Here is a 13,099-nt window from a genome sequence, read left to right as displayed (position 1 = left end):
ACCGTCGTGGCCATGACGACGACTCCGACGGCGCGCCCCGGCACGCCCGCCATCCCGGGACACGACTGGCGCGCCCCGGCCGCCGCGTGCACCACGGTCATCCTGTGGGCCTCGGCCTTTGTCTCCATCCGCAGTGCGGGCGAGGCCTACTCACCGGGGGCGCTGGCGCTCGGCCGGCTTCTCGCGGGCACGCTGACCCTCGGCGCGTTCCTGCTCGTACGCCGCGAGGGCCTGCCGTCCCGGGCGGCCTGGCCGGGCATCGCGGCATCGGGACTGCTCTGGTTCGGCCTGTACATGGTGGTGCTGAACTGGGGCGAGCAGCAGGTGGACGCGGGCACCGCCGCGATGGTCGTGAACATCGGGCCGATCCTGATCGCCCTGCTCAGCGCGGGCCTGCTCGGTGAGGGACTGCCCCGCCGGCTGATCGTCGGCATGGCCGTCTCGTTCGGGGGCGCGGCGGTGGTCGGGCTCTCCATGTCGGGGCACGGAAGCTCGTCGGTGCTCGGCGTCGTGCTCTGCGTGGTGGCGGCCGTGGCGTACGCCGGCGGCGTGGTCAGCCAGAAGCCCGCGCTCCGGCACGGATCGGCCCTGCAGATCACCACGTTCGGCTGCCTGACCGGCACGGTCGCCTGCCTGCCGTTCACCGGCGTCCTGGTCTCCGAGGCGGCCGACGCCCCGCTGTCCGCCACGCTGAACATGGTCTATCTCGGGGTCTTCCCGACCGCGCTCGCCTTCACCACCTGGGCCTACGCCCTGGCGCGGACCACCGCGGGCCGGATGGGCGCGACGACGTACGCGGTGCCCGCCCTGGTGGTGCTGATGTCCTGGCTGCTGCTCGACGAGGTCCCCGCGCTGCTCACCGTCGCGGGCGGGCTTCTCTGCCTCGCGGGGGTCGCGGTCTCCCGGACCCGGGCCCGGAACAGGGACGCGCGCCCCGCGGTGACGCCGGAAACCGAGCGGAGTGCGGCCGAGCGGCCCTGAGCCGGTGAGCCGGACCGCGGGAAGGGACCGAAGTCCTTCCGGCCGGTGACCGACGTCCCTCACGCCTGCCTGGCCCTCGCCGCAGGCTGGGAGATACGTCACTGCCGGGTGCCGGCCGGTCCGCGGCAGATCGCCCCGGTGCGCGGCCGACAGGCGGGGCCGTACGTCCCACGGCCCCGCCTGCCGCCGCGGCCGTCCTAGAAGACGACCAGGGCGCGTCCGCCCTTGCCCGCGATCATGTTCTCGAACGCCGCCGGGATGCCGTCCAGAGAGATCCGCTCGGTCACCAGCATGGAGAGGTCGAACCGTCCGCCGCGGATGTGTTCGGCGAGCACCGGCAGGTCGCGGGCCGGGTCGCTGTTGCCGTAGACACAGCCGGTGAGGGAGCGGCCCCAGTGGAAGATCTCCAGGGCGTTGAAGGTCACCGGCTGGTCCTTGCCGCCGATGCCGACGACCGTGGTGCGGCCGCCCCGGCGGGTCGACTCCCAGGCCGCGCGGATCGTGGCGGACCGGCCCACGCACTCCACGGCGACGTCCGCGCCCTGGCCGCCCGTGAGCTTGCGGACGGCGCGCGGTGTGGTGTCGGAGGCGACGACGTAGTCGGTGGCACCGGCCCGACGGGCGAGCTCCTCCTTCTCGGGTGACACGTCCACGGCGATGATCTTCGACGCTCCGGCGATGCGGGCGGACTGGAGGACGGCGAGGCCGACCCCGCCGATCCCGAAGACGACGACGCTCTCGCCCTCACGCACCCGGGCGGAGTGGTGGACGGCCCCGTATCCGGTCAGGACCGCGCAGCCGAGCAGGGCCGCGTCGTCGAGCGGGATGCCGGCCGGGGCGGGCAGCACGCAGTTCGCGGCGACGACGGTCTCCTGGGCGAAGGCCGCGACGTTCAGGCCGGGGTGGAGCTCGGTGCCGTCGGCCGTACGGGCGTGGATGTTCGCCGCGCCCTTGAGGGCGTCGGCGCAGAGCCAGATCTCGCCGATCCCGCAGTGGAAGCATGCTCCGCAGGACGGGGCCCAGTTGAGGACGACCGGGTCGCCCGCGCCGACGTGGGTGACGCCCTCGCCGACGGCGAGCACCGTGCCGGCGCCCTCGTGGCCGAGGACGGCGGGGACGGGCAATCGCATGGTGCCGTTGGACAGGGACAGGTCGGAGTGGCAGACACCGGCGGCGGCGAGCGAGATGCTCACCTGGCCGGGGCCGGGCTCCGGGAGTTCGATGTCGGTGATCTCCAGGGGAGCTCCGACGGCGGGCAGTACGGCGGCGCGGACCACGAACAGACTCCTCGGTGGATCGGCGGGGATCAGAACTGCAGGGACTTGGTCTGGAGGTACTCGGAGAGGCCGTGCGGGCCGAGCTCGCGCCCCACCCCGGACTGCTTGTAGCCGCCGAAGGGGGCCAGGGGGTTGAAGCGGCCCCCGTTGATGTCGACCTGCCCGGTGTCCATCCGGCGGGCGAAGGCCACGGCCTCCTCGTCGTCCGCGCCCCAGACGGCGCCGGCCAGCCCGTACACCGTGTCGTTGGCGATCCGCAGGGCGTCGTCCACGTCCTCGTACCGCAGGATCGAGAGGACCGGGCCGAAGATCTCCTCCTGCGCGATGGTCATCTCCGGGGTCACGTCGGCGAACACGGTGGGGCTGACGTAGTAGCCCTGGCCCTGGGGTGCCTCGGGGCCACCCGCGACGAGGCGGGCGCCCTCCTCGACGCCCTTCTCGATGTAACCCCGCACCCGGGCCTGCTGCCTGGCGTTGACGACGGGGCCGACGCGCTCCCCCGGCACGTACTTGGCGACGGCCGCGGCGGCGAGGCCCACGGCCTCCTCGTACCGCTCGGCGTCGACCAGCATCCGGGTCCAGGCGCTGCACGTCTGGCCGGAGTTGGACATCACGTTGGCCACGCCCACGTTGACGGCCTTCGCGAGGTCGGCGCCGGGGAGGATCACGTTGGCCGACTTGCCGCCGAGCTCCAGGGCGACCCGCTTGACCGCCGCTCCCGCCGTGGCCCCGATCTGCCTGCCGACGGCGGTGGAGCCGGTGAACGAGACGAGGTCGACACCCTCGTGCTCGGCGAGTGCCTGGCCGGCGACCGCGCCGATCCCGGTGACCAGGTTGAAGACGCCGGCGGGCAGTCCCGCCTCCTGGGTGGCCTCGGCGAAGAGCTGGGCGGTGAGCGGGGTGTCCTCGGCGGGCTTCAGGACGACGGTGCAGCCCGCGGCCAGCGCCGGGACCACCTTGGCGACGATCTGGTGGAGCGGGTAGTTCCAGGGCGTGATCGCGCCGACGACGCCGACGGGCTCCAGCAGGACGGTGGAGTTGCCGAGCCTCTCCTCGAAGGAGTAGGAGGCGGCCAGTTCGGCGTACGAACCGGCGACCAGCACCGGCACGCCCGCGTGCACCATCCGGGAGAGCGGCAGCGGGGAGCCGAGCTCAGCCGTGACGGTCTCGGCGATCTCGTCCTTGCGGGCGGCGAGCACGTCGCGCAGGGCGGCGATCCGCGCGGCGCGTTCGGCGGGCGGGGTGGCCGCCCAGCCGGGGAACGCGGCGCGTGCGGCGCGTACCGCGGTGTCGACGTCCTCGGCGGTCCCCGCCGGGACGTGGCCGATGACCTGCTCGTCGGCCGGGTTCACGACCGCGATCGTGTCCTGGCCCGATGCGGGCCGCCACTCCCCGCCGATGTACATCCCGTCATGCGCCTTCATGGCTGTCCCTCCCGGGCTCGCTGTGCCTGCCGCCGAAGCCGTGCGTCGTACGGACGGATGCCGTCCCGGCTCCAAACTAGCGCTGTTAGTTTTTTGGCGCCAGGGAACGGCCGGAGACACAGATCACGCACGGACCACGGACGACAGTCACACGTCGAGCCCCGGAATGTCCCTCGGCAGGGGGCAGATCCTGCGCCCGGAGTGGTCGAAGACGTACAGATGCGCCAGGTCGACGAGGAGCGGCACCTGTCCGCCGGTGCGAAGCCGCATGTCGGGGCCGGTGCGGACCACCAGGTCGCTCGCCGTGACGGCCGGGCGGTCGGGGCTGCGCACGGCGTACGACTCCTCAGCCGGGTGGTCGAGGACGGCGACGGAGCCGGTGGCACGCTGCTTGAGGCGTTCCAGCACACCGGTCCCGCCGCTCCTGGCACGGCGGCGCTGGGGCGCCTGCGGCCGGGCGGACTCCAGGTCGGGCACCACGGCCGGCCGAGAGCCGGTGTTGAGGTGGACGAGCGCCTCGTGCCCCTGGTACTCGACGTGCTCGACGATGCCGCTGAGCGCCACCTCTCCGGGGCGGGCCTGGCTGCGCGGGGCGATCCGGACGGCCTCGGAGCGCAGGCCCACGATGATCGGGCGGCCCTGCTGGATGCGGAGCAACTGATGGTCGGCACTGAGCGGCTCGGGCAGCGGGAGGCGCTGCCGGCCGAGGTCGATCGACATCCTCCCCTCCAGCGGGGCGTGGACGACCGCCTGGAGCAGATTGATCCTCGGGGTGCCGATGAACGCGGCGACGAACACGTTCTCCGGCAGCGCGTAGACCTCCCGCGGGGTGCTGACCTGCTGGAGCACCCCGCCGCGCATCACGGCCACCCGGTCGCCGAGCGACATCGCCTCCGCCTGGTCGTGCGTGACGTACACGGTGGTGACGCCCAGTTCGGCGGTGAGCTGGGCGATCTCGGCGCGCAGGTGGTTGCGCAGTTTGGCGTCGAGGTTGGAGAGCGGTTCGTCCATCAGGAAGGCGGACGGTCGCCGCGAGATGGCCCGGCCCATCGCGACCCGCTGGCGTTCGCCGCCGGAGAGCTGGCGGGGGTAGCGGTCCAGCACGCTCTCGATGCCGAGCATCCTGGCGGTGGACTCCACCCGGTCGGTGTGGTCACGGCGGGGGTTCTCCAGCTTGAGCGGGAAGCCGATGTTGGCCCGGTTGGTCATGTTCGGATAGAGCGCGAAGTTCTGGAAGACCATGGCCATGCCGCGTTCGCGCGGTGACAGGTCGTTCGACGGCTCGCCGTCGAGCAGCAGCTCCCCCTCGGAGACCTCCTCCAGGCCCGCGATCATCCGGAGCACGGTCGACTTGCCGCAGCCCGAGGGGCCCAGCAGCACCACGAACTCGCCGGGGGCGACCGAGAGCGAGAACCGGTCGACGGCGCGCGAGGACCGTCCGTACGTCTTGCTCACACTGTGCAGGGAGATGGCACGAGACATGGTTCCGCCCGGGAAGGAGGGAGGGGGTCGCGTGGGGAGCGGCTGGCCTGAAGCTAACCCACCTGGCGGGGTGTGGGAACGTCTCGCGCAGGACTGATCGGTACCGGGAAGTGTCAGGCGGGGTTCCGGTTCGGGCAGGGCTTCTCGACTCGGTGGACAGGTGCGGGCCCCCGGTACGGGAGGCGGGCACGGCCGGAGCGGCGGCCGCGGTCCGGTCTCCCCGCAGACCGGGTCCGGCCGCCACGGTCAGCAGTGCGCCCAGCATCACGAACGGCGCGTCGGTGCCCACCGCTCCGGCGATCGGCCCGGCCGGGGCGGGGGCGGCGACCTGGCCCGGCCGGTTGCCGGTGAGCCCGAGGGCGAGCGCGGTGGAGCGGGCGCCGGTGCAGCAGACGGCGGGCCGCGCCATCGACACCGCTGCCTGCGCGAAGGCGAACGCGAAGGCGGTGACGAGGCGCGGCAGCCAGCCCCTGCCGGGCCCTGGTTCCGGAGGCATCAGATGAGCCCGAAGAGGATTCCGGCGCCGAGGACCACCAGCGAGGTGAGCACGGCCCACTTGACCGTGAACCGGGTGTGGTCGCCGAACTCGACCTTGGCCATGCCGACCAGGACGTAGACGGCGGGCACGAGCGGGGACGACATGTGCAGCGGCTGTCCCACGATGGAGGCGCGGGCGACCTCCAGCGGCGAGACTCCGTGGGCGGCGCCGGCCTCGGCGAGCACGGGCAGCACGCCGAAGTAGAAGCCGTCGTTGGACATGAAGTAGGTGAGGGGAAGGCTCAGCACGCCGGTGACCACGGCCATGTGCGGGCCCATGGCGTCGGGGATCGCCCCGACGAGCCAGTCCGCCATGTGTTCGACCATGCCGGTGCCGGTGAGCACGCCGGTGAAGACGGCCGCGGCGAAGACCATGCCGGAGACGTTGAGCACGTTGTCGGCGTGGGCCGCGATCCTGGCGCGCTGGTCGGGCATGTGGGGGAAGTTGACCGTGAGGGCGAGGGCCGCGCCGAGCAGGAAGAGCACCGGGATCGGCATGAGTTCCAGGATCATCGCGGCCAGCAGGGCGACGGTGAGTCCGGCGTTGAACCAGTAGAGCCCTGGACGCAGCGTGGACCTGTGGGGGTCGAGGCCCTTGAACTCCTCGTCCGCCTCGGCGTCGTCGTCGCCGCCCGTGGTTCCCGCACCGCCGGTGGCGGTCCCCTTCGGTGCCTTCGTGAGCCGGTCGCCGACGCCCGCGCCGGCCAGGACGGTCTCGGGCTCGGTGACCAGCGCCTCGTCGAGGGTGAGCGTGCCGAGGCGCTTGCGCTCGCGGCGGCCCAGGACACAGGCAAGGAGGATGACGGCGAGGAGGCCGACGGCGAGCGCCGGGATCATCGGGACGAAGATGTCGGCCGCGTCCACCTTGAGCGCGGTGGCCGCGCGGGCGGTGGGCCCGCCCCAGGGCAGGGTGTTCATGACGCCGTTCGCCGTGGCGGCGACACCGGTCATGACCACGAGGCTCATCTTCAGCCGCTTGTAGAGCGGGTACATCGCCGAGACGGTGATCATGAAGGTGGTGGATCCGTCGCCGTCCAGCGAGACGACCGCGGCGAGCAGTGCCGTGCCCACGACGATCCGCATCGGGTCGGCCTTGCAGAAGCGCAGGATGGCCCGGACGATCGGGTCGAAGAGACCGACGTCGATCATCACGCCGAAGTAGACGATGGCGAACATCAGCATCGCCGCGGTCGGCGCGAGGGTGCCGACGCCCTCGATGACGTAGCCACCGAGCTGCGCGCCCTGCCCCACGGCCACGCAGAACAGGGCGGGAATCAGGACCAGGGCCGCGATCGGCGACATCTTCTTCATCATGATCAGGACCAGGAAGGTCGCGATCATGGCAAAGCCGAGAATGGTCAGCATAGGGATACCTCACGTTCACCTTTGAACTCGCACCGGTGCCGGCGGTGCGGATGACGTTAGGGGCCCTGAAGCAGCGTTAACAAGATGTCGGCCTGTGAGCAATACGAGCAAAACCCCAGGTCAGCGTGTTGGTGACACGGAGACCGGCACAGCGTTGAGCACCGCGGTGCCGGACAGCGGGTCCAGGAGCGTGCCGTCCAGGAGCTGGTTCACGTTGACTCCCGGCTCCGCCGCCGCGACCGACATGCGGGTACCGGGACGGCTGTGGCCCCAGCCGTGCGGGAGGCTGACGACTCCGGACCGCACCGAGTCGGTGATCTCGGCGGGCGCCTCGACCTCGCCGCCGGCCGCGGTGATCCGGGCCGTGTCGCCGTCGGCGAGCCCGATCCTGGCCGCGTCGTCGGGGTGGATCTGCAGGGTGCAGACGTTCGAACCACCACGCAGGGAGGCGACGTTGTGCATCCAGCTGTTGTTGGAGCGCAGATGCCGCCGGCCGACGAGGACGAGCCCCGCGGGCCGCGCGCCGAGCGACGCACGGAGCCGGGGCAGGTCGGCGGCGATCGGCTCCGGGAACAGCTCGATGCGGCCGCTGCGGGTCCTGAGCACCTGCGGAACGCGCGGCTTCAGCGGGCCGAGGTCGATCCCGTGGGGCTGCTCGACGAGCTGCTCCAGCGTGAGGTCGTACGGGCCGAGGCGCAGCATCAGGTCGAGGCGCCGCTCGGCGCCCGTGCGGCCCGTCAGCTCGTCCGCGAGCGCCTCGGGGGCGCCTGCCCTGGTGAGCGCGGTGACGATGGCCAGATCGTCGACGGCCTCGGGCGGCGCGCCGTGCCTGCCGCCGACGGCGAGGACGAGCCGGGCGAGGATCTCGCTCTCGTCCATACGTCCCTCCTCCAGCGGCACGGCGGGACGGCTGTAGCGGACCTGGTTGCGGACGGCCAGGGAGTTCAGCGCGAAGTCGAAGTGGGCACTCTGCGAGGGCGGCGGCGGGGGCAGCACGACGTCCGCGTGGCGGGCGGTCTCGTTGAGGTACGGATCGACGCTGACCATGAAGTCGAGCCCCTCGGCGAGGGCGCGGTCCAGACGGTTCCCGTCGGGGGCGGAGAGCACCGGGTTGCCCGCGACGACGATCAGGGCCCGGATCCGGCCCTCCCCCGGTGTCTCGATCTCCTCGGCGAGCGCGGCGACGGGCAGTTCGCCCTTGGCCTCGGGGTGCCCGGAGACCCGGCTCCTCCAGCGGCCGAGGGAGAAGCCCTTCCCCGGCGCGGCCGCGCGCGGGGCGCGGGCGGTGGCGGCGAGCGGGAAGAGCGCCCCGCCGGGGCGGTCCAGGTTGCCGGTGAGGATGTTGAGCACGTCGACGAGCCAGCTCGCCAGGGTGCCGTGCTCGACGGTGCAGCTGCCGATGCGCCCGTAGACGGCCGCGGCCGGGGCGGCGGCCAGTTCGCGGGCGATCTCCCTGATGGTGTCCGCGTCCAGGTCGCAGGCGGCGGCCACCGCTTCGGGCGTGAAGTCGGCGATGGCCTCCGCCAGTTCGTCGGGGCCCTCCAGGTGCTCGGCGAGCGCCCCGGGATCGGCGAGCTTCTCCTCCAGGAGCACCTGGGTGAGCGCGGCGAGCAGCAGGGCGTCGGTGCCGGGCCTGATGGCGGCGTGCCGGTCGGCGAGACGTGCGGTGCGGGTGCGGCGCGGGTCGATGACGGTGAGGGTGCCGCCGCGCCGGCGGAGCGCCTTGAGCTTGCCGGGGAAGTCGGGAGCGGTGCACAGACTTCCGTTGGATTCCAGCGGGTTGGCGCCGATCAGCAGCAGGTGTGCGGTGCGGTCCAGGTCGGGCACGGGGATGGCGTGGGCGTCCCCGAAGAGCAGCCCGCTGGAGACGTGCTTGGGCATCTGGTCCAGGGTGCTGGCGGTGAAGACGTTGCGGGTGCCGAGCGCGGACAGCAGCAGCGGCGGATAGAGCCCGCCCGCGGTCGTGTGCACGTTGGGGTTGCCGAGGAAGACCCCGACGGCCTGCGGCCCGTGCTCCTGGACCAGGGCGGGGATCCTGGCGGCGATCAGGTCGAAGGCCTCGCTCCAGGTCGCCTCGCGCAGGACGCCGTCGGTGCGCACGAGCGGGGTGCGCAGCCGGTCCGGGTCGGCGTCCAGGCCCCCGAAGGAGGCGCCCTTGGGGCAGATGAAGCCCTGGCTGAAGACGTCGTCGCGGTCACCGCGGGCACCGGTGACCCGGGTCCCCTCGATGGTCAGGGTGAGTCCGCAGGTGGCCTCGCAGAGCGGGCAGACACGCAGGGCGGTACGGGAGTCGTCGGACATGGGCCCTCCCCGGGGCGGCAGCGGTGACGCGCGGGCGTGATCCGGCCTCCCGCGGCACGCTGGGCGGGTGCGGGTTCCCGGGTGACCGAGCATACCGACCGGTACGGATGCTGGCGAGGGCCTGGAGCGGCCGGTTACGGCCGCGGCGCGCGCCGCCTACTCCAAGACGTGCGCGAGATACGCCCGGAGCAGTACCCGGGTCTCCGCGATCAGGTCCGGGTCACCCTCCGGGTCGGCGCGGAAGGCGAGTTGGAGCAGGGCGTCGGCGGCCTGCACGGAGACCAGGACCGTGCGGAGCAGACCCTCGTCGGGGACGGCCCCGTCACGCCCCCGGCCGAGGTGGCCGGAGAGCAGTTCCGCCAGGCGCCCCGCGACGAGCCGGTTCACCTCCGCGTCGAGCGGGCCGGCGGCCGGCACGGGCGGGCCGAAGTCGACGAGGGCGAAGCCGGGGACGGAACGCTTCATCGCCAGGTACTCGTCGAGCACGGCGTCGATGGCCGCACGCCACTCCCGCTCGGGAATCACCTCGAGCCTGGCGACGATCCGCTCCGCGTAGACCTGCAGGTTGCGCTCGGCCAGGGCGTCGACGAGCGCTCTCTTGTTGGGGAAGAAACGGTAGACGGAGCCGATGGGCACGCCGGCGCGGTCGGCCACCGCGCGGGTGGAGAGCTGCTCGTAGCCGGTCTCGTCGAGCAGGGCGGCGCCCGCGTCGAGGATGCGGGCCAGGCGGTCGGCGCTGCGCTGCTGGACGGGGACGCGTCGGAGGTTCGTATGAGCGTGGGACACGACTCCATGATGCCCGTATGCCGTTGACGGGCCACGTTTCGATTCCTACGGTGTTCCATAGGATTCTTCGTCAGGGGATCCACGGGATTCCCCATCCACCAGGAGCGCATGATGAGCGGCATCGAGCAGGCGAGGAAGACGGCGGAGAACCTCGCCCACCAGTCGGGATTCGGCAACGAGCACAGCTCGGAGGCGGTCCCCGGTGCGCTGCCCCACGGCCGCAACTCGCCCCAGCGCGCGCCCCTCGGGCTCTACGCGGAGCAGCTCAGCGGCTCCGCCTTCACCGAGCCCCGCGCCCGCAACCGCCGGTCCTGGCTCTACCGGATCCGCCCCTCGGCCGCCCACCCCGCCTTCGTACGCGTCGACAACGGGTGCCTGCGCACCGCCCCCTTCACCGAGGCGGTCCCCGACCCCAACCGGCTGCGCTGGGACCCGCTGCCCGACCCCGCGCCCGGCACGGACTTCCTGACCGGCCTGTGGACCCTGGGCGGCAACGGCGACGCCACGCAGCGCACCGGCATGGCCGTCCACCTCTACAGCGCGAACACCTCCATGACCGAGCGGGTGTTCAGCGACTCCGACGGGGAGCTCCTGATCGTCCCCGAGCGCGGGGGTCTCCTGCTCCGCACCGAGATGGGGGCGCTCGCGGCCGGTCCCGGCCAGGTCGCGCTGATCCCGCGCGGCGTACGCTTCCGTGTCGAGCTGCTGGACACCACGGCACGCGGCTACGTCTGCGAGAACTACGGCCAGCCCTTCGTCCTGCCCGACCTGGGTCCGATCGGCGCCAACGGCCTGGCGAACGCACGGGACTTCCTGGCGCCCGTCGCGGCGTTCGAGGACCGTGAGGGACCGGTCGAGGTGGTCAACAAGTTCTGCGGGAACCTCTGGTCGGCGACGTACGGGCACTCCCCGCTCGACGTGGTCGCCTGGCACGGCAACCACACCCCGTACGTCTACGACCTGCACCGTTTCAACGTCCTCGGCACGATCAGCTACGACCACCCGGACCCGTCGATCTTCACCGTGCTGACCTCCCCCTCGGACACCCCGGGGCTGGCGGGCGTCGACTTCGTCGTCTTCGCCCCGCGCTGGCTGGTCGGCGAGGACACCTTCCGCCCGCCGTACTTCCACCGCAACGTGATGAGCGAGTACATGGGCCTGATCGAGGGGGCGTACGACGCGAAGGCGGGCGGGTTCGTCCCGGGCGGCGGCTCGCTGCACAACATGATGTCCGCGCACGGCCCGGACCGTGAGACCTTCGACCGGGCCAGCGCGGCGGAGCTGGAGCCGCAGCGGATCGACGACGGCCTGGCGTTCATGTTCGAGACCCGCTGGCCGGTCACGGCGACCGCCCAGGCGGCGGGCGCCGGACATCTCCAGCGCGGATACGACGACGTGTGGCAGGGTCTGAGCCGCAACTTCCGGCCGTGATCCCCCGCAGCCGGCCGCAGCGCAGAGAGATCGGGTGATCCGGATGAATCAGGTGAACGAGGCGAGCCGCCCCGGCTTCGCCCCCGACTCCCTGGTGCTGAACCGGAAGCTTCCCCTCTGGTACCAGGTCTCGCAGTCGCTGCGGGCCTCCATACTGGGTCGCCCCCAGGACGCCTCGACGCGGCTGCCCACCGAGGAGCAGCTCGCCGCGCACTACGGCGTCAGCGTCCTGACCATGCGCCAGGCCCTCAAGGAGCTGGAGAGCGAGGGGCTGATCAGCAGGCACCGGCGGCGCGGCACGTTCATCGAGCCGCGCGCCCGGCGGGTGTCGCCCGTCCGCCTGCTGGGTTCGATCGACGCGATCGTCGCCCAGCAGTCGGGCGAGCTGACAACCGTGCTCGGCCACGGCCGGGCGCCCGTGCCCGGCGATCTCGCCGAGTTCTTCCCGGACTGCCCCGAGGTGGTCAGCTACCGGCGGCTGCGCTGCGACGACGGGACGGGCGAGCCCACCAACTGGGCGGAGAACGCCGTGCGTCCGGAGATCGCGGCCGGGATCGACGTGGCCGATCTGCAGCGGTGGCCGATGACCAAGGTGCTGCGCGACGCCGTCGGCGTACGGATCTCCCGGATCACGGACACCGTCGAGGCGCGCCTCGCGGATCCCGTCACGGCGGAGCTGCTCCAGGTCCCGCTGCTCAGTCCGATCCTCCACTACACCGGCGTGACGTACGACGACGACGGCACCGTGGTGGACGTGGCACGCATCCGCTACCGGGGCGACCGCTTCTCCTTCTCCGTGACGGTCGACGCGCACTGACGGCGGGGCCGAAGCGCGCGCTCGCTACGATGCCGGGGGCGGCGGACGTGGCGACGGGGAGGACGACACGGTGGCAGCACGGGTGGCGGCCGGGACCGGCGGGGGCGACGCGCTCCCGCTGCTGGACGACCTCATGCCCTGGTCGGTGCGGCCCCTGAGACCGGGCCGCCCCTGGGTGACGGCTCCCGAGGCCTCCTCGCTCCGGGCACGATGGGACCTGCTCGCGCGAGCCGAAGGCGCAGAGCAGGAACGGCTGTTCCAGCCCAGCCGCTCCCGTACGCCGCAGACCCCGGCAGCGGCGCTGCCGGGCAGGTCCACCGGGACGAGCGGGTTCGCCCGGGACCCCGGCCCCTGTCCCGAACCGGTGCGGATCCTGCACGGCCCCTTCGACGAGCAGTGGCTGATCCCCGACCACCGGCTGCTCGACGCGGCCCGCCCCGAGCTGTGGCGGGTGGCCGACGGACAGCAGGTGTTCGCCGTCGAGCACGGGTACGTCCCCCAGGACGGCGGGCCCGCCCTGTCGGCGACCGCGCTGCTGCCCGACGGGCACTCCCCGGCGGGGCGGCCGGGCCGGATCCGGCCGCTCTACCGGCGGCCGGGCGGGCAGGAGCCCAACCTCGCGTCGGGCCTCTGCGCCCTGCTGGCCGCCCGGTACGGAGCTCCGGCCGGCGCCGAGGACGTGCTGGCCTGGTCCCTCG

At 72.7% G+C, this 13,099-nt stretch carries 10 protein-coding genes; 4 read left to right on the top strand and 6 right to left on the bottom strand.

Annotated elements, in window-relative coordinates; translation table 11 throughout:
* Window positions 1–12 precede the first annotated feature (12 nt).
* Complete coding sequence (locus tag B9S57_RS22400; protein ID WP_103517351.1) at window positions 13–981, top strand: DMT family transporter; 969 nt, start codon at window positions 13–15, stop codon at window positions 979–981.
* A 197-nt stretch (window positions 982–1,178) separates the two neighbouring features.
* Here B9S57_RS22400 and B9S57_RS22395 read toward each other — a convergent pair whose 3' ends face one another.
* The 6 genes from B9S57_RS22395 to B9S57_RS22365 all read right to left on the bottom strand — a co-directional run bounded on the left by B9S57_RS22395 (window position 1,179) and on the right by B9S57_RS22365 (window position 10,153).
* Window positions 1,179–2,258, bottom strand: coding sequence for a Zn-dependent alcohol dehydrogenase (locus tag B9S57_RS22395; protein WP_103517350.1), 1,080 nt, complete (start codon window positions 2,256–2,258; stop codon window positions 1,179–1,181).
* A gap of 29 nt (window positions 2,259–2,287) precedes the next feature.
* Window positions 2,288–3,682 carry an aldehyde dehydrogenase family protein gene (locus B9S57_RS22390; protein ID WP_103517349.1) on the bottom strand — a complete coding sequence of 465 codons (1,395 nt, stop codon included), beginning with the start codon at window positions 3,680–3,682 and terminating at the stop codon, window positions 2,288–2,290.
* A 147-nt stretch (window positions 3,683–3,829) separates the two neighbouring features.
* Entirely contained in the window at window positions 3,830–5,164 is a 1,335-nt protein-coding gene (locus B9S57_RS22385) for an ABC transporter ATP-binding protein (protein ID WP_103517348.1), read from the bottom strand.
* Window positions 5,165–5,659: 495 nt separating this feature from the next.
* A complete protein-coding gene (locus B9S57_RS22375) occupies window positions 5,660–7,066 on the bottom strand; it encodes a CitMHS family transporter (RefSeq protein WP_103517347.1) in 1,407 nt (468 codons plus the stop codon).
* Between the two features lie 120 nt (window positions 7,067–7,186).
* Complete coding sequence (locus B9S57_RS22370) at window positions 7,187–9,367, bottom strand: molybdopterin oxidoreductase family protein (protein ID WP_103517346.1); 2,181 nt, start codon at window positions 9,365–9,367, stop codon at window positions 7,187–7,189.
* Window positions 9,368–9,523: 156 nt separating this feature from the next.
* Window positions 9,524–10,153 carry a TetR/AcrR family transcriptional regulator gene (locus B9S57_RS22365; protein WP_103517345.1) on the bottom strand — a complete coding sequence of 210 codons (630 nt, stop codon included), beginning with the start codon at window positions 10,151–10,153 and terminating at the stop codon, window positions 9,524–9,526.
* A 111-nt stretch (window positions 10,154–10,264) separates the two neighbouring features.
* Between B9S57_RS22365 and hmgA the strand changes: the two genes are divergently transcribed.
* From hmgA to B9S57_RS22350, 3 genes are all read left to right on the top strand, one after another.
* Window positions 10,265–11,584 carry a homogentisate 1,2-dioxygenase gene (gene hmgA, locus B9S57_RS22360; protein WP_103517344.1) on the top strand — a complete coding sequence of 440 codons (1,320 nt, stop codon included), beginning with the start codon at window positions 10,265–10,267 and terminating at the stop codon, window positions 11,582–11,584.
* A 43-nt stretch (window positions 11,585–11,627) separates the two neighbouring features.
* On the top strand, window positions 11,628–12,401 hold the full coding sequence (locus B9S57_RS22355) for a GntR family transcriptional regulator (RefSeq protein WP_258036511.1): 774 nt from the start codon (window positions 11,628–11,630) through the stop codon (window positions 12,399–12,401).
* A 70-nt stretch (window positions 12,402–12,471) separates the two neighbouring features.
* On the top strand, window positions 12,472–13,099 hold a 628-nt coding region (locus B9S57_RS22350; RefSeq protein WP_308457414.1), incomplete at its 3' end, for a type ISP restriction/modification enzyme.

Source organism: Streptomyces sp. SM10 (assembly GCF_002910915.1).
Taxonomy (GTDB): Bacteria; Actinomycetota; Actinomycetes; order Streptomycetales; family Streptomycetaceae; genus Streptomyces.
Note: the sequence above shows the minus strand (reverse complement) of the source record. Positions and strands in the feature narration are given on the sequence as shown.